The sequence below is a fragment of the Pseudomonas sp. Z1-12 genome, assembly GCF_051132015.1.
Lineage (GTDB): Bacteria > Pseudomonadota > Gammaproteobacteria > Pseudomonadales > Pseudomonadaceae > Aquipseudomonas > Aquipseudomonas zanjanensis.
Genome location: NZ_CP071647.1, coordinates 1848201 through 1864966, shown reverse-complemented (window position 1 = coordinate 1864966; position 16766 = coordinate 1848201). Strand labels below are relative to the sequence as shown.

14 protein-coding genes and 1 pseudogene are annotated in these 16766 nt (G+C 54.0%); 3 read left to right on the top strand and 12 right to left on the bottom strand.

The features are described 5' to 3' along the window. Positions 1-32: 32 nt before the first annotated feature. From kdpB to kdpF, 3 genes are read right to left on the bottom strand one after another with little or no spacing between them, the layout of a single operon-like run. Positions 33-2087 (bottom strand): potassium-transporting ATPase subunit KdpB, encoded by a 2055-nt coding sequence (gene kdpB / locus J3P85_RS08340; protein ID WP_434705455.1) that lies wholly within the window; start codon positions 2085-2087, stop codon positions 33-35. A 10-nt stretch (positions 2088-2097) separates the two neighbouring features. Beyond that, entirely contained in the window at positions 2098-3792 is a 1695-nt protein-coding gene (kdpA, locus tag J3P85_RS08335) for a potassium-transporting ATPase subunit KdpA (RefSeq protein ID WP_434705453.1), read from the bottom strand. 8 nt (positions 3793-3800) lie between these two features. Then, complete coding sequence (gene kdpF, locus J3P85_RS08330; protein WP_003218754.1) at positions 3801-3890, bottom strand: K(+)-transporting ATPase subunit F; 90 nt, start codon at positions 3888-3890, stop codon at positions 3801-3803. A 393-nt stretch (positions 3891-4283) separates the two neighbouring features. On the opposite strand from kdpF, the gene eat reads away from it, so the two are divergent. Next, entirely contained in the window at positions 4284-5648 is a 1365-nt protein-coding gene (eat, locus tag J3P85_RS08325) for an ethanolamine permease (RefSeq protein ID WP_434705452.1), read from the top strand. 120 nt (positions 5649-5768) lie between these two features. Continuing rightward, complete coding sequence (locus J3P85_RS08320) at positions 5769-5936, top strand: DUF2897 family protein (protein ID WP_003183831.1); 168 nt, start codon at positions 5769-5771, stop codon at positions 5934-5936. Positions 5937-6119: 183 nt separating this feature from the next. Here the strand turns inward: J3P85_RS08320 and J3P85_RS08315 are convergent, their stop codons facing one another. The 5 genes and pseudogenes from J3P85_RS08315 to J3P85_RS08295 form a co-directional block, all read right to left on the bottom strand. Continuing rightward, on the bottom strand, positions 6120-6971 hold the full coding sequence (locus J3P85_RS08315; protein WP_434705451.1) for an urea carboxylase-associated family protein: 852 nt from the start codon (positions 6969-6971) through the stop codon (positions 6120-6122). 15 nt (positions 6972-6986) lie between these two features. Then, complete coding sequence (locus J3P85_RS08310) at positions 6987-7640, bottom strand: GntR family transcriptional regulator (protein ID WP_434705450.1); 654 nt, start codon at positions 7638-7640, stop codon at positions 6987-6989. Positions 7641-7782: 142 nt separating this feature from the next. After that, positions 7783-8118, bottom strand: a complete 336-nt coding sequence (locus J3P85_RS08305) for a ComEA family DNA-binding protein (protein ID WP_434705449.1) — start codon at positions 8116-8118, stop codon at positions 7783-7785. A gap of 114 nt (positions 8119-8232) precedes the next feature. Continuing rightward, positions 8233-8375 (bottom strand): annotated as a pseudogene (locus J3P85_RS08300) (hypothetical protein); the annotation flags it as partial. Positions 8376-8570: 195 nt separating this feature from the next. Beyond that, the gene (locus tag J3P85_RS08295) at positions 8571-9662 is read right to left on the bottom strand and encodes an acyltransferase family protein (protein WP_434705448.1); all 1092 of its coding nucleotides are present in this window, start codon (positions 9660-9662) and stop codon (positions 8571-8573) included. Between the two features lie 389 nt (positions 9663-10051). Between J3P85_RS08295 and J3P85_RS08290 the strand changes: the two genes are divergently transcribed. After that, positions 10052-11794: an SGNH hydrolase domain-containing protein gene (locus J3P85_RS08290; protein ID WP_434705447.1), complete on the top strand. Its 1743-nt coding sequence runs from the start codon at positions 10052-10054 to the stop codon at positions 11792-11794. A 150-nt stretch (positions 11795-11944) separates the two neighbouring features. Here J3P85_RS08290 and J3P85_RS08285 read toward each other — a convergent pair whose 3' ends face one another. From J3P85_RS08285 to J3P85_RS08270, 4 genes are read right to left on the bottom strand one after another with little or no spacing between them, the layout of a single operon-like run. Beyond that, a complete protein-coding gene (locus J3P85_RS08285) occupies positions 11945-13144 on the bottom strand; it encodes a glycosyltransferase family 4 protein (RefSeq protein WP_434705446.1) in 1200 nt (399 codons plus the stop codon). Continuing rightward, a complete protein-coding gene (locus J3P85_RS08280) occupies positions 13141-13710 on the bottom strand; it encodes an acyltransferase (protein WP_434705445.1) in 570 nt (189 codons plus the stop codon). The genes J3P85_RS08285 and J3P85_RS08280 overlap by 4 nt, the downstream gene beginning before the upstream one ends. Beyond that, positions 13707-15050, bottom strand: coding sequence for an O-antigen polymerase (locus J3P85_RS08275; RefSeq protein WP_434705444.1), 1344 nt, complete (start codon positions 15048-15050; stop codon positions 13707-13709). Before J3P85_RS08275 ends, J3P85_RS08280 begins: the two co-directional genes overlap by 4 nt. Positions 15051-15059: 9 nt before the next feature. Next, a complete protein-coding gene (locus J3P85_RS08270; RefSeq protein WP_434705443.1) occupies positions 15060-16520 on the bottom strand; it encodes a lipopolysaccharide biosynthesis protein in 1461 nt (486 codons plus the stop codon). Positions 16521-16766: the final 246 nt, after the last annotated feature.

Below are 16766 nucleotides of genomic sequence, written 5' to 3'. Positions count from 1 at the left end.
ACTTCGCGTGTCACAACAACCAAGCATCAGGCTCAAACCAGCCCCAACGCCGTCAGCAACATATCGATCGCCTTGATCCCCACGAACGGCACCACGATCCCGCCCAGGCCATAGATCAACAGATTGCGCCGCAACAACGCCGCCGCGCTTGCCGCTTGCACGCGCACGCCGCGCAGGGCCAGGGGGATGAGCACGACGATGATCAAGGCGTTGAAGACAATCGCCGACAAAATCGCGCTCTGCGGGCTGCTCAGGTGCATCACGTTCAACACACCAAGCTGTGGATAAATCGAGGCGAACAGTGCCGGCAGGATCGCGAAGTACTTGGCGATGTCGTTGGCGATGGAAAAGGTGGTCAGCGCCCCACGGGTCACCAGCAACTCCTTGCCGATCTGCACCACGTCCAGCAGCTTGGTCGGGTCGCTGTCGAGATCGACCATGTTGGCCGCCTCCCGCGCGGCCTGGGTACCGTCGTTCATCGCCATGCCGACATCGGCCTGGGCCAGGGCCGGGGCGTCGTTGACACCGTCGCCGCACATGGCCACCAGCCGACCGTCATTTTGCTCGTGACGGATACGCGCCAGTTTCTTCTCCGGCGTGGCCTCGGCCAACACATCATCGACACCCGCCTCGGCGGCAATCGCCGCGGCAGTCAGCGGGTTATCGCCGGTGACCATCACCGTGCGGATCCCCAGCTTGCGCAACTCGGCGAAACGCTCGCGGATGCCCGGTTTGACCACGTCCTTGAGATGGATGGCTCCCAGCAACCTGCCGTCCATGCACACCAGCAACGGCGTGCCGCCACTCTGGGCGATCTTGTCGACCTCCCGCGCCAGCGCCGACGGCAACTCACTGCGTGCAAGGCCGATGAAATCCAGCAAGGAATCCACGGCGCCCTTGCGGTAGATGCGGCCCTGATAGTCGACCCCGGACAAACGGGTTTCAGCACTGAACGGCACAGCCGTCAGCGCGTCGATGCCAGGCTCGGACTGCGGATGCAAACCGCGCAGGTACTCGACGATGGACTTGCCCTCAGCCGTCTCGTCAGCCAACGAGGCGAACAGCGCGCCTTCGGCCAGTTCCTTGGCGGTCACACCGGGGGCGGCATAGACCGCCGTGCAGCGACGATTGCCAAAGGTGATGGTGCCGGTCTTGTCCAGCATCAACACATGCACGTCCCCCGCCGCCTCGACCGCGCGGCCGGATTTGGCGATCACGTTCAGGCGCACCAAGCGGTCCATCCCGGCGATGCCGATGGCCGAGAGCAAGCCGCCGATGGTGGTGGGAATCAAGGTGACCAGCAGGGCCACCAGAAACACCAGCGGCAGGCTGGCGTTGGCGAAATGGGCGAACGGTTGCAGCGTCACCACCACCAATAGGAAGATCAGCGTCAGGCCGATCAACAGGATATCCAGCGCCACCTCGTTCGGCGTTTTCTGGCGCTTGGCGCCTTCCACCAGAGCGATCATGCGGTCCAGGGTGGACTCACCAGGATTGCTGGTGATGCGTATTAGCAGCCAGTCGGAGACCAGTCGCGTATTGCCGGTGACGGCCGAGCGATCGCCGCCGGATTCGCGGATAACCGGCGCCGACTCGCCAGTGATCGCCGCCTCATTGACCGCGGCGATGCCTTCGATCACTTCACCGTCGCCGGGGATCATGTCGCCGGCCTCGACGCGCACCACATCACCTTTGCGCAGACGGGTGGCGGGGATGATTTCAAACCCGCTGGCGGTCTGGCGACGGGCGTTGAGGCCTTCGCTGCCGGCCTTCAAGCTGTCGGCCCGGGCCTTGCCCCGCCCTTCGGCCAAGGCTTCGGCGAAGTTGGCGAACAGCACCGTGAACCACAGCCACAGCGCAATTTGCGCGGCGACGAAGGTCGGCACGGCGCTGTCGGGAATGAAGCACAACACGGTGGTGAGGATCGCGGTCAGTTCCACCACCAGCATCACCGGTGCACGGTGCAACTGGCGAGGATCGAGCTTGACGAAGGCTTGCACCAACGCCGGGCGCCAGAGGGCCGACAGGTGAGTCTTGGGTTGCTCCGGCGCCTTGGCGGCGATGGTTTTGCTCATTGGCATATTCATCATCAAGTCCTCAGAAGCCCATGCTCAGGTGCTCGGCAATCGGCCCCAGCGCCAGGGTCGGCAGGAAGGTCAAGCCGCCGACCAGCAGGATGGTCACGGTCAACAGGGTCACGAACAGCGGGCCGTGGGTGGGAAAGCTGTTCTGGCCAATCGGCGCGGTCTTCTTCAAGGCCAGGCTGCCGGCCAACGCCAGCACCGGCAGGATGTAGCCGAACCGGCCGATCAGCATGCCCAGGCCCAGCATCAGGTTGTGGAAGGGTGTATTGGCACCGAACCCGGCGAATGCCGAACCGTTGTTCGCCCCCGCCGAGGTGTAGGCGTACAACAACTGGCTGAAACCATGGGCGCCAGGGTTGCTCACCGCCGCGGCCGGCCCGGGCAAGCTGGCGGCGACAGCACCCAGCACCAGCACGCTGACGGGCATCACCAGCAGCGTTGCGACCAACAGTTGCACCTCTCGGGCGCCCAGCTTCTTGCCCAGGTATTCCGGGGTGCGACCGATCATCAAGCCGGCCAGGAACACCGCGATCAGCACGTTCAACAGCATCCCGTAGAGCCCGGCCCCGACGCCGCCGAAAATCACCTCGCCTACCATCATGTTCACCAGCGATACCATGCCACTGAGCGGATTGAGGCTGTCGTGCATGCCATTGACCGAGCCGTTGGACGCGGCCGTGGTGGTCACCGACCACAGCACGGTGGCGGTGGTGCCGAAGCGGGTTTCCTTGCCTTCCAGCGGTGCGGTTTGTTCGACGGCCGCGTTGTCCAGGGCCGGGTTGGGCTGGTATTCGGCCCACAGTGACGTCGCGCCGCCGATCAAGAACAGGGCCAACATGCAGGCGATGATCGCGCGGCTCTGGCGCAAGTCCTTGACGTAATGACCGAAGGTGAACACCAGCGCGGCGGGAATCAGGATGATCGAAGCGACTTCGAACAGGTTGCTCCAGGCCGTCGGGTTTTCGAAGGGGTGCGCCGAGTTGACGCCGAAGAAACCGCCGCCGTTGGTGCCCAGTTGCTTGATCGCGATCTGGCTGGCGGCCGGCCCCAGCGGGATGACCTGGTCGGCACCCTGCAGCGTGAGCCCATGCACATAGTGGGCGAAGGTCTGCGGCACGCCCTGCCAGACCAGGAATAACGCCAGCAGCAGGCACAGCGGCAACAGCCCGTAGAGGGTGGCGCGGGTCATGTCGACCCAGAAGTTACCCAGCGTCGTGGCGGACTTGCGCCCGATGCCGCGACACAGCGCCACCAGCACAGCCAGGCCGGTGGCGGCGCTGACAAAGTTCTGCACGGTCAGGCCGACCATCTGGCTCAAGTAGCTCAGGGACGCCTCACCGCTGTAGGACTGCCAGTTGGTGTTGGTCATGAAGCTCACGGCCGTGTTGAAGGCCTGGGTCCACTCCATGCCGGGCAGCTGCTCGGTATTGAGGGGTAAATATCCCTGCAGCAGCAGAATCGCAAACAGCAAGACAAAACCCGCCAGGTTGAACGCGAGCAAGGCCAGGGTGTATTTCTGCCAGCTCTGCTCAACGGTGGCGTCGACACCGGCCAGGCGATAGCAACCGCGCTCCACCGGGCCGAGAATCGGCGAAAGCCACGTGCGCTGGCCTTCCATCACTCGGTAATAAAACCGCCCCAGGAACGGCGCCGGAACCAGCACCAGGGCGAAAAAGGCGAGGATCAGCCCGAAGTCATAACCGTGCATAACCGCTCCTAGTTCCGATCGGCGCGCAACAGCGCAACCAGCAGATAAATGAACAGCGCCACTGCCAGCAGCAGCGACACCCCGTCCAGAACACTCATGGGATTTCTCCGTGGTACGGCGTCGTGCCGCGTGTGGAGTGATTGTCGACAGGGAGGCTGTAAAGGAACGAGATCGAGAGGGGGATTGGGGGATAAAGAATCTGTAAAAAGTATTGGCTGGGCTGGCCTCATCGCGAGCAAGCTCGCTCCCACAATGGTTCTGTTGTGAATACAGAATCCGCGTCCACTGAGAATCCCTGTGGGAGCGAGCTTGCTCGCGATGAGGCCAGCCCTGGCACCAACGCTCTGAACTGGGGCACAAAACCAAGCCATCCGGCAGCGAACATCCCCGATACGACACGATTTCACCCATTACGACTGCCCCCGCCAGCCTGGCACGCCCGCTGCACAGCCCTCCCTAGCGCATTTGCTATGGATCGAGGGGAGCCACCGATGAACACACAACTCAAACCCACCCTGGGCACCCTGCATTTATGGGGCATTGCCGTCGGCCTGGTGATTTCCGGCGAGTATTTCGGCTGGAGCTACGGCTGGGGCGTGGCCGGGACACTGGGCTTCCTGGTGACCTCCTTCATGGTGGCGGCCATGTACACCTGCTTCATTTTCAGTTTCACCGAACTGACCACCGCCATTCCCCATGCCGGCGGGCCGTTTGCCTACAGCCGTCGCGCCTTCGGCGAGAAAGGCGGATTGATTGCCGGGCTGGCAACACTGATCGAATTCGTCTTCGCCCCGCCGGCGATTGCCCTGGCCATCGGCGCCTACCTGAACGTGCAATTCCCAGCGTTGGACCCAAAACACGCCGCCGTCGGCGCCTATATCGTGTTCATGGGCCTGAACATCCTCGGGGTCAAACTGGCCGCGACGTTCGAGTTGGTTGTCTGCGTACTGGCGGTGGCCGAACTGCTGGTGTTCATGGGCGTCGTCGCCCCGGCGTTCAGTTTCAGCAGCTTCGCCCTCAACGGCTGGGCCGGCTCAGATGTGTTCGGCGCACCGGCCATCGCTGGCATGTTCGCCGCGATTCCTTTCGCCATCTGGTTCTTCCTCGCCATCGAAGGCGCGGCCATGGCCGCCGAAGAAGCCAAGGACCCGAAACGCACGATTCCCAAGGCCTACATCAGCGGCATCCTGACCCTGGTGGTCCTGGCGATGGGCGTCATGTTCATGGCCGGCGGCGTCGGCGATTGGCGTACCCTGTCGAACATCAACGATCCCCTGCCCCAAGCCATGAAAACCGTGGTTGGCGAAAGCTCCGGCTGGCTACACATGCTGGTGTGGATCGGCCTGTTCGGCCTGGTGGCGAGTTTCCACGGGATCATCCTCGGCTACTCACGGCAGTTCTTCGCCCTGGCCCGCGCCGGCTACCTGCCCGCCTCCCTGGCCAAACTGTCACGCTTCCAGACCCCACACCGGGCCATCATCGCCGGCGGACTGATCGGCATTGCCGCGATCTACAGCGACGGCCTGATCAACCTCGGCGGCATGACCCTCACCGCTGCGATGATTACCATGGCCGTGTTCGGTGCCATCGTCATGTACATCATGAGCATGCTCAGCCTGTTCAAGCTGCGCAAAACCGAGCCCAACCTGGAACGTACTTTCCGCGCACCGGGTTACCCGATCGTGCCGGGGATCGCCTTGGTGCTGGCGGTGGTGTGCCTGGTGGCGATGGCCTGGTTCAACGCGCTGATCGGGCTGATCTTCCTTGGCTTCATGGCGGTGGGTTTTGTCTACTTCGTCCTCACCGCACAACTGCGTGCGGATGCTCCCGCCGATGCGATGCTGACCGGGCTGTGAGGTGAAGCCGGCCGAACGGGCGTAGTATTGAACCACTGCGAACAACATTCGCTCATAAGTGGTAAGTGCGATGGATTGACGAAACGTTCGTCTGTCCATCGCGCCCTTAAGGAGAGCCCTATGCCCTGGTATGCCTGGTTGATTCTGATTGTCGCAATCGGCTCGATCGTGGGAGGCCTGATGATGCTGCGCGACACCGCCAACAAAGTCGAACTCACGGACGAACAGCGCAAGCGTGTTGCGGAGCGCAATGCGGAAATGGATGCGAAAGAAGCCAAGGATCGTTGATTACCTGGCTTGCTTAGTGCTTTTGTGGCGAGGGAGCTTGCTCCCGCTGGGGCGCGAAGCGGCCCTCACCCTGCTGGCGCGGAGTGTCAGGCTAATCGAGTTTTGGCCGTTGGGGCTGCTGCGCAGCCCAGCGGGAGCAAGCTCCCTCGCCACACAAGCAGGCACCCGATAGCAAACGCGGTGCTATTTTTCCCAATCCGCCTTGGCAATATGCAAGCCATGCTGCCCGTTGTACGCGGCCCGCTCAGGCTGGCTCCAGCCCTCCAGCAATGAATCCTCCAACCGATAGATCTCCACACCCAGCGGGCGGCAGACGCTGAGAGGATCCTGCGCCTCCGGCCCCCACATCGCCAGCGACAGGTCTCCACCCGGGCAGGTGGACAAGGCACACAACAAATCGATCTCGGCAAAAAACTCCAGGTAATCACCCTTCTGCGCCGGACAGGCCTTCATGAAGTACATGTCGTCATGATTGAGCCCTGTGCACTGGAAAATATTCAGCACATCATGCACGTCGAACTCCGTCAGGCCGTGGGGCAACACCGCACGGGTCAGGTTCGAATGGCAGTGATGATGGAAGTCCTCCCCGGTCAGCATCTTGTTCACATACGGATCACAGCGCGTACCCAGCAGATCATGCAATCGTCCACCATGCTCATCGATGCCATAGCCAGCCAGGCTGTCGTCGGTGATGGTCACCAACGGCCGCAGGAATGGCAGGTTCGACCACAACCGATCATGGGTGCTGACATGAGCGCCCTGAAGCTGACGGGTGCGCGCCGCCCAGAGGCGCTCCCGCGGGTCATGGGCATTCCAGACGTTGAAGTCCCCCACTTGCGGCCCTACTGGGGTGGTGACGCGGAACACATGACCCGCGGGCACGTGCCAGGCGCGGCCGGTGCGGATGGGTACTTCGAACTGCTCGATCAGGCTGCGTTTGTCCTGCTCGGTGCGGATACGGTCGTAGAAGGGTTTATCCACCTGCAGGGCTGAACCTTTGCTGACCTGGTAGGCGGCTGGGTAGTCTTTGTGCATGGCGCGGGTCCTTGATCAGGGGTGATGGGTGGGAGCCAGCATCTGCAAAAGCAGTTGCTCGGAATCATCGAGATAAAGGCTCATCGCTTCGTGAGCCGCCAGCTTGTCGCCTTCGGCCAGCCAATCATGGATGCGTCGGTCACGGGCCAGCCACGGTGCCTGGAAACGCGCCTCATCGGGTGCGGAGCTAAACACCAGGCGCAGTTGTGCGATCACATTAGTAAAGAACTCATCCAGCAACGGACTGCGCATTAAACCAACGATGTGCTGATGGAACGCCAGGCCATGAGTACCGACCGAACGCCAGTCCTCACGCTCCCGAGCCAGATCCGCCGCCTCGAGTGCTTCGAGCATCCGGTCTGACTGATACTCGCGTAATGGTTGGCTGCCTAGGATGGCCTGAAGCTCCAAGGTGCGACGGACCTTGAACAAATCTCGCACGTCATCGACACCGAGCCTGCGGACCATTACCCCTTTGTTGCGCACGTAACGGGTCAGGCCTTCCTGGCCCAGGCGGTGTAACGCTTCGCGAATGGTATTGCGCGAAGCGTTGTAGGCCGAGACCAGGTTGTTCTCTACCAACGCCATGCCTGGCAGAAGGCGGCCGCCAATGATGTCGGCGCGTAGCTCCAGAGTGATCTGGTCGGCGAGGGAGAGAGTGTTGGTCATGGATGAAGGCCTTTGATTGTTGAACAATCGATTGGCTGTAGATAATCATTATTTATGCCAACCACGGAAAAGCCTTCGGAATTTGCAAACACCAGTTAGCAAAAAGGCCAGTCTATTCGACCGGCCTCCTTCAATCACAAACTCAATTCACTTCCAGCTTGTCACGGTTCCTGTCGAGAATCGACTTGCCGATCCCCTTGACCTCCAGCAACTCCTCTACCGAAGAAAACGGCCCATTACTCTCCCGATACGCAACAATCGCTTCGGCTTTGCCCTTGCCTATGCCTGACAGCTCGCGCTGCAACGTTGCAGCATCCGCCCCGTTTAAATCCACCTTGGCGCCCTGGGTTTTGGCTGGCTGCTCCATTGCTTGCGGCGCAGCGGCCGACTCTTTTTTGGCCGCTGGGGCGGCGATAGCGCCAATCGAGACGCTGGTCAGAAGGGCAAAAATCAAAGAGTAGAAGTAGCCTGTACGCATAAATGACGCTCCATGACATCGTTAAGAGAGAAGCAGCTTTTCCGAAGCTGCCTCTCAAACTTAGGTGATTATGTGTCGCTGTCAAAAATGTGTACGTTACGACATGTGTAACAATCAGGGTTCGAGACGGAGTTGCTGGTAGATCCAGTCGACAATCTCTCCGTCCGGTGCGTAACCACTGACGGTATCGCGAAGCAGTTGACGGCTTCTGGTGGACAATCATCCCGCTCGATGACGATCAGCAATTCCGCCAGCTTGAACGGCATCGTCATGCAATGCTCCAGCAGATCAAGTTACGCAAGAACCGCATACCGTCCGAGAAGGTCCGCGACATCCACTTCCTGGATGTCATCAACTTCGAGCCGGTCGCTCGCTGAGTGCTGAACTCCGGGACGTCGAACCTTCGAGCACCGCCAAAATCCACTACCGAAGCATAGGGTCAGGCGATGATGTCATTTCGGCCGGTATGATTTCAATCGCTCAAAACCTCCCGAAAACAGCACCGCAATTTTATTACTAATGTGGTCTAGAACGCGTCTTAGCTGCCGCGCCATAGCCCTTTCAAACACAACATGAATAAACAGGGACATGGCAATCATAAGCGCCATTGTCCCCCATAGTAATAAATGCGGATTGACAGCCGGATAGAGTGCGTTAAAGACCATATAGCCAACATTTTGATGAAGCAAATAGAGTGGATATGTAATTACGCCCAGCACCACCCATCTGCGCCCCGCCATCCACCCCATCTTCTTTTTGGTTACCAAACCCATGACTACGTAACAGATAAAAATTATCGCGGCCACTATAAAAGCGTCAAAGTCAACGTGATAGTGGCGCTCCAACCTAGGCAGCATATTAACACCTTGATAAATAGCGAATAAACACGAGCTTATTATCGTCGCCCATCTCAACTTCGAAGCACCGCTCAGCCACACGTGATAAAACATGGCCCCGGCAATAAAGTAAGTTGAGTATTCGGTAATGAAAAACCTCCGCCACCCTCTGGCATCGGTGAATTCAAGCGCTACAGACAACACGAGCCAAACACACAGTAGCGCCTCTATTCGATGAAGTTTTCGAAAAAGCATAACGAGCGCTATCAGGAAATAAAAACGGATCTCGATAAACAACGACCAATACACGCCGTCAATTGGACGAATTTCGAAAAAATCGCCCATCAGCGTCAAGTTACCAAGGTACTGAGGAACTGTCGCAGAAAAACGATCCCCACCCAAAGCAAGCATCACCACGAAAGTTATTGAGCAACACACCCAGAACGCCGGATAAAGGCGGACCGCCCGCGATATCAAAAACTTCCTGAAACCCTCCCCCCCGGCGGTCATCATGATGACAAAACCGCTGATCATGAAAAACAGCTCTACACCCAAATAACCATATTTTGCCACAGGTGCTAATAACGGATAAGGCAGGAGCGACCTGTCATCGGCGGCGTAGCCCCGAAATGTATAATGAAAAAAAACTACCGACATAGCAGCTATGAACCGGAGCAGATCTATCTCATTAATTCGCTTTTGGTTCATTTGCTGCCGTTACCTTACATTTTTAAAGCGCGCATGATACCGAGATCTCTGTTTTTATAGAACCTTTTTGAGTTAGAAGGCCAGCCACAGACTCCCGCACCCTGCATCACCGCACCAAGCCCTGCGTGAGGGTCTCTCTTCTACTCCGGGCACGGTATGAGTGATGCTGGCGAAATCAAGCTGTCCGAACAGGAGCGAACCTGCGTCTTCGGCGCGCAAATATATGATCTCGGAAAGACGCCGACAAACACTGGCCATCACGCCGACGCAGATCCAGTGATCAAACACACGCAAGACTTCCGTCGGTACCGGTTTGCTACTTATTTTTCATGAGGTTAAACTCGGCGGCCGCGCACATTTTTTCTGGATATTTAATTACCGGAATTCTATTGAATGGTGCTGCAAAGGGCAGGTTAAACATCCTGAGTTTTTACTCGAGGCGCATCCGTAGATTGTTCCCGGCGTTAATCCTGGTCCTCTTTTGTTGCATGGGGTTTGGTTGGTACTTTTTATTTGACCCAGAGTACAAACAGCTTGGTAAACACGTTGCTTCAGGCATAGGCTTTGTAGCAAATTTGAATTTGTGGGGCGAGTCCGGTTACTTCGATTCGGCCGCTGAAATGAAGCCACTCCTTCATTTGTGGAGCCTTGGAGTTGAAGAGCAATTTTATCTGATTTGGCCCGTAGTAGTTTGGATGGGATGGACATTCAGGAAGACCTCCTTAGTTATAATTCCCGCGTTGATCCTTGCCTCCTTTATTTACAGCGTCGTAATGGTTGATTCTGATCCTGCAGGTGCTTTTTACTCACCATTTACGCGGTTTTGGGAGCTTGCGTCAGGAGGATTACTAGTCTACGGATATGCATATTTTAAACGGGGCAATACCGCTCGCACGATTCCGGTGTGGATGATTGAGGCGAGCTCTGTCGGCGCGCTCGCTCTGCTGATGTGTGGTTTCATTTTTATTGATAAGAGCAAACAATTCCCGGGTTTCTGGGCGGTATTGCCTGTGGCGACCTCCTTGTTACTTATTGGTCCGGCAGAAGGGTCCTGGTTAAATCGAAACATACTGGGTAGCAAATTATTCGTATCGATAGGCTTACTCAGCTTCCCACTTTATCTTTGGCACTGGCCCCTCTTGTCGTTTGCCACGTTGACAGGCGGCGAGCTTCCAAATGCTGGCTACAGGGGGGGCGCAATAGCGGTCGCGGTCGCGGTAATGCTTGCATGGATAACATATAAATATATTGAAACGCCAATAAGACATTCCGAGCGCAGAAGCGTGGTTGGAATGCTTGCCTCGTTGGGCTTGATAGTTGGCACCCTGGGCTTTTATGTATATACCGGCGGTGCCACTCAACTTAGACCGGGCAAAGAAATAGCTGGAGAGATTGGGCACGAGCAGTTCTTTAACTATCTTACCGATAATTATCAGGTGTGCTCAGAGCCCAGCATTAGAAGTGTCGCGCTGATTTACGAACGCCATGTGAGATGCATGCAGTCAAAGGTCGACTCTAAAATTGACGTGGCGATCATTGGGGATAGTCATGCCGAGCATTTATTTAACGGTATGGCAAAAGCATTACCAAGTCTAAACGTCGCATATTATATTAAAGCCAGCCCACCCTTTGTGAGCAATACAGAATTCAAGGAAGTCTATGACTTTCTCGCGCGTGAGGATGGACCAGAAAAAATAATCATCACGATGCATTGGATAAAACGTCTTAATCAAGTTCCCGTAGGTTCGACTGTTGAAGATGAGCTTTTCGCCTCGGTTGAGAGGCTGCTGGCTAGCGGCAAAGAGGTGTATTTATTCGACGACGTGCCTCGGTTTCCATTCGACCCTAAGAAGTGCATCACGAAAGCTCGGGTCCTAAAAAATGAATGTTCCATTCCCTTGGCTACTGCCAATAAAGAATTCGATATATACCGAAAGCAACTGCTTAATGTCGTGCAGAGAGAGCCGCGTGTTAAATATGTCCCTATTAGTCAATACGTTTGCCGAAATGGGCAATGCGGCATGACTCGCAATGGTCATCTTCTCTATCGAGACAAAAACCACCTGAATGTTACCGGCTCCAATTTTATAGGTAGTTCAATAGTGAGGGATAATCCTGACTTGCTTCGTTAGCGAGAGTCGCTGTGACAGATAAGTGCAGTTGCAGAGTCTTATGCGTGGCTGCGCCAAGCACTGGAGCGCCCGCCACAGGCATCCTCGCTCAAATTACGATGCCTTGTCGTCGTGGAACTGCAAGCCTCGGCTCCACGGCAAGCGCGCTCTCTAGGTGCGGTTTATGGGTCGATTGGACGCGATGTATTGCCCGAAAGAAGACCAGAAGGTTGTACGTCGGGTATCCAATACCGGTTGGTAGTATGACTGGGCTCTTTCGAAATTTTCCCGCGCCAAACGTAACATCGCTCCGTTATCCTGAAGCAATGCAAGAATCTTGCTCGACAGCGTCGCGTGGTCACCCGCCGCGATCATCTCGGAATCCTTTAACAACTCGGGTATACCTGCTATTGAAGTAGCAACGGCCGGACAACCGCGACTCATGGCTTCGACCAAAGCGCGAGGCAACCCTTCCTGAAAACTAGGCTGCAGATACAAATCGACAGTATCAAGCCATTCGTATATCGCGCTGCCCGAAGGTTTCGTACCGACAAACTTGACCTTTTCACCCACGCCGAGCTTATGAGCCAAATCGGTATAGACGCTCGCATCGCCTGAACCGACTACCTGAAATTCCCATTCAGGAAGCCTTTCATCCACCAACGCCATTGCGCGAATGGCCACATCAATCCCTTTGTATTTGGATGAGTAATTTCCGATTAAGCCGATAACAACTTTTGTTTTATGTGATTCAATACGGCGCTGTCGGGCAAACAACACCTCATCCGCAACAGGCTGAATGTTCACATTGGAACAAAAAGTAGTGACTCCTCCTTTGCATGGGTAGCGTTTTTGTAGAAATTTCTCTGTGACGTATAGAGCAAACGGCGCCGAAGCTACCGCTTGCCGAGTTTTCAGAGCTTCTATCGGTGCCAGAAACTTTCCTTTCCAACTACCATGGTCCCACAATGAACCCCATGCGCATCCCACCACCTCCACTGCGTAGGGTTTTCCTTGTCTTTTAGCCTCTTTAACAAACAAGTGACCCAGTCGACTTGGAAGACGCGCGATCACGCCTTCGGAGTCAGCCACCAGAGATCGGCAAACGGCCTCCACACCAGCATGGCCTAAAAGCAAACTCTTTAAATTTGAAATACCAGGAAGCAAGCAAAAATCGACTCCACTTGCGGAAGACAGGGTATACCCTTCTTCCCCTTCGATAAGAGCACCACCATCCCGTCCAACGACGGTGAGTGAAGGAAAAACCTGCAGGTAGCGGGGCCATATGGCAGCAGGCAGCCCTCCCCCGGAGTAATACGCATTACCACGGTATTTGAAAATATGGTCATGAACAAACAACACGCGCTTCATACGATACTCTTGATAATTTTCGCCGGCACTCCCGCAACTATGACGCCGGGGGGCACATCGTTTGTGACAACGGAACCCGCTGCAATGATGGAGCGTTTGCCAATGACAACGCCGGGCAGGATACGCACGCCGCAGCCAATCCAAACGTCATCTTCAATGATGACGGGGGCTTTTTCTATCGGGTTATATTTTATAGGCTGACTCATATCCGACCAAGTGTGATTGAACGTAATGATAGACGTTTGATGCGCGATGGACACATCAGCCCCTATCTTCAATCCACCAATAGCATCCAAATAGCAGGAATCATGTATCGAAACGTTATTACCCACTGAAAACCCTGCGGGATTTTTCAGAACTACTGACTTTCCAAAATAGATATTGTTCCCAAAATTCTTGGCACGACCTGAAACAATACAATACCGCAGCAAAACCGCGACTTTACCACCAAAGGGTGAGACCAGATCCCACAAAAACCAGGCGACGAATGAGGGCAGTAACTTAAAGCAAGCTGAAACAACCCAAATCAAGAAAGAGAAATACTTGAAAAGCATTCTACCGTTCATAATTGCCCCTTATTAAGATCACCACTTCCAGAAGGCCGCCTCAACAAATAATGCGCCATAAAAACAAACAGAACACACAGTCCGGATATCTTGAAAACCTGAGATAGCAAGTTGGCCAAATCTGCCCGCAGCGCGTATACAAAGGCTGCAAGCGCGAGGATATAAAACGCATACCAGTAAAGTGAGCGCCATCTTCGATTATAAAGAAATGCGAGCAGCCATGCATAAAACGCCATTATCAGAACAATACCCGCCAGACCGCCGACTATGTAACCAAATCCCACTATTGTAAAGCCCCAACCTGACGTGCCATCAAACCCGTGCTCAGGCCTAAATACACGATCAAACCAAGCGACGGTACTTTGCATACCGTAATCACCCAGCAATGCGGTCGGTACAAAGGCACGCACCACGTCACTGAGCAGGAATGAAATATTTTGGCCAGCATCGAAAACCAATAGGGAATAGAAATTACGCGAAGAAGACATGAATTCGCTATACAGAATCAAATCTCCACCAAAGCGATCAAAATTTACCGTACCCGACAATAAAACACTTTTGAAATACTGGGACACTGGAACAACAAACAAAAGCGCACCAAAGATAGCGATCATCTTCAGAAAATTAAAGTTTCCACGCCGGTCATAATATATGATCATAAAACCGAATAACAACTTGAACAGACTGTCGCGCTCTCCAGTCAACAACACATAGAACACGCAAAACACCAAATAAAGCATCAAGAACAAATCTTTGTAAAAAAAGCGTCCTATTCTTGCCGCGCGCAAAAACACAAGAACAGTAAGTATCAATATCGAAAAGTCACTGATTGTTTTTACAGAAGAAAAACTGTCCAGCACTTCGCGCTTAGATGTCGCATCCGAAGTCAGGATGATGACCAATGAATAAAAAACAAAGGGCAGCATAAAGACGAACAACAGCCGTTCCGAAGACGTACTACGAACCTGTTGAGAACAGAATGTTGAAATTTCTACTTGTCGCACGTTACTAATCAATAAATTTGAGACCGCAACAAAAACCAGCATTGCGATAAATTGCAACCGCAAACTGAGGATCAATACGCCCTCATCGAATGGTAGATTCTCCGACCCATACAAATAAGCACGCAACGGGAAAAACGTAAAATACACGGACATAAAGGCCAAAGGAAATACCCTTGGATCCGCCACGCCTTTTTTTGCGTAAAGGAAAACGATTATCCCTGTATAAAAATACACCAATGTGACTATGACCGGAATAGAGTCAATCACACCGATGAGACAAAGCATGAAAATGCCAAACAGAAATACTTGCAACTTCGAAAATAAACTATTCATCATTCACCACATTCATCGCTTGGCAACAAGCTTGAGAACTCCAAGCTCGTCTTTCAAGTACCTTGCAAATACGACCAACACCACTCCGAATGAAGCGACATAAATCAGACTGGACACAACGAACCCCAAGAGCGGACTTGCAATATCAATCAACCGATTTAAAAACAGGAAAATCAGAAGCGAGATTGAAAACAAACCAAGCACTTTGAGATGACGAAGGAATACTACGCCCACGTTAAAGTTTAATATTCTCCAGACAAGCATCATCATCATCAGATAATTAAGAACTATCGCCACCACCACACCTATCGAAGCGCCTATCAATCCCCACCCACTTCCCAACACCACGAGTACCACAACAGAGAGCGCGTAAAGGAATTGAATGCCCGCACGGGCATAGACTTTCCCAACCGCCATCGTTAAGCAATCGCTAAATTTATAGCCGATTCGGAAATACAAACCGATTGACATAACTTCTATCAGTTTAGCTACCTCACCCCACCCATCACCGAAGAGAGCACCTATCAGTTGATCGGAAAAAATATAGATATAACCGCTCAGATATACAAATATAAGCAATGAAAAATAAATCGAAGAGAGGTATAGCCTTTCGAGCGCCTCATTATTATTCTGCATTTTTGCCATCAGTGGAAAAAACACTTTATCCACTACGCTGCCAAATAAGATCGCGGGCATGGACATGATTTGATAGGCCCGCCCATAGAGCCCAACCGACTCCGCGCCGAGGAGCTTACCTACAACGAGGTTATCCCCCTGGCCTGCGGCATAGTTACAAAGCCGGGCCATCGAGTAACCTACGCCGAAGTCCAGCATCCCCTTGGCGCTGGGGTAGCTAAAACCGACCTTCGCGGCATCCCTGCACAGTATCAGTATCAATATCAGAAAAATTATCGACTGAATCCAGAATGCAGCAACCAAGGACCACATGCCATATCCATGCAGCGCCATGTAAACCGAAACGCCGCCATAAGCAACCAGATAACTTGAAAACGTAACACTCGACAACTTCTTAAATTCGAAGCGTCGTTGAAGCAACGATTGACCTACCACAGAATATGAAATGACAGGCAACATCAAGGCCAGTGTTCTCAATACTTCCGTCAGCTCCGGCATACTGAAAAAAAGTGAAAAACTTTCAGCTAAAAAATATAAAGATATGGCCAGAATGACGCCCAATAGCAAAGACATCGAATTGGCTGTTTTGATGTCCACCGAGGATATTTCTTCTTTTTGAACCAGAGCAGGCCCTACTCCGACCTCAGAAAAAATCCTCAAAAACGCTATGATGGCGGCACCAATGCCAACGACCCCAAATTCTGCTGGCGTCAGGATTCGAGCTAGAATGAGAATTGAAATGAGCTGTACGGCGTTTTGACCAGCGGTCCCCAATAACAACCAAAAAAAACCACTTCTACTTTTTTCATTGGCCGTACTTATTGCTTTTGTCTTCAAAGTCAATCCTTGTATTTACTACAAACTTATTTATCAAGCAAAATAGTACACAATACAAACTGCAAATCGCTTGATGATTTCCGGCCTAGAGTATGCCAGAGGCTCTCAATACGCGCTCAGTCAACGACACATCGTGCCTTTTTATGCGGAAACTGTCCATCTGAAGGATGATGTCTGCGATTTTCTCCAGACACGGATCGCTGTGTGCTCAAAATCCTTGCACCGTTCGGAGGCCAGGCCGAGCTT

Excerpts from the sequence above, each read along its gene's own strand:
- J3P85_RS08315 (WP_434705451.1), bottom strand. The coding sequence starts at position 6,971 with ATGCACAAAGACTACCCAGCCGCCTACCAGGTCAGCAAAGGTTCAGCC.
- J3P85_RS08295 (WP_434705448.1), bottom strand. The coding sequence starts at position 9,662 with ATGAACCAAAAGCGAATTAATGAGATAGATCTGCTCCGGTTCATAGCT.
- kdpB (WP_434705455.1), bottom strand. The coding sequence starts at position 2,087 with ATGAATATGCCAATGAGCAAAACCATCGCCGCCAAGGCGCCGGAGCAA.
- J3P85_RS08275 (WP_434705444.1), bottom strand. The coding sequence starts at position 15,050 with ATGATGAATAGTTTATTTTCGAAGTTGCAAGTATTTCTGTTTGGCATT.
- kdpA (WP_434705453.1), bottom strand. The coding sequence starts at position 3,792 with ATGCACGGTTATGACTTCGGGCTGATCCTCGCCTTTTTCGCCCTGGTG.
- J3P85_RS08285 (WP_434705446.1), bottom strand. The coding sequence starts at position 13,144 with ATGAAGCGCGTGTTGTTTGTTCATGACCATATTTTCAAATACCGTGGT.
- kdpF (WP_003218754.1), bottom strand. The coding sequence starts at position 3,890 with ATGAGTGTTCTGGACGGGGTGTCGCTGCTGCTGGCAGTGGCGCTGTTC.
- eat (WP_434705452.1), top strand. The coding sequence starts at position 4,284 with ATGAACACACAACTCAAACCCACCCTGGGCACCCTGCATTTATGGGGC.
- J3P85_RS08305 (WP_434705449.1), bottom strand. The coding sequence starts at position 8,118 with ATGCGTACAGGCTACTTCTACTCTTTGATTTTTGCCCTTCTGACCAGC.
- J3P85_RS08320 (WP_003183831.1), top strand. The coding sequence starts at position 5,769 with ATGCCCTGGTATGCCTGGTTGATTCTGATTGTCGCAATCGGCTCGATC.
- J3P85_RS08310 (WP_434705450.1), bottom strand. The coding sequence starts at position 7,640 with ATGACCAACACTCTCTCCCTCGCCGACCAGATCACTCTGGAGCTACGC.
- J3P85_RS08280 (WP_434705445.1), bottom strand. The coding sequence starts at position 13,710 with ATGAACGGTAGAATGCTTTTCAAGTATTTCTCTTTCTTGATTTGGGTT.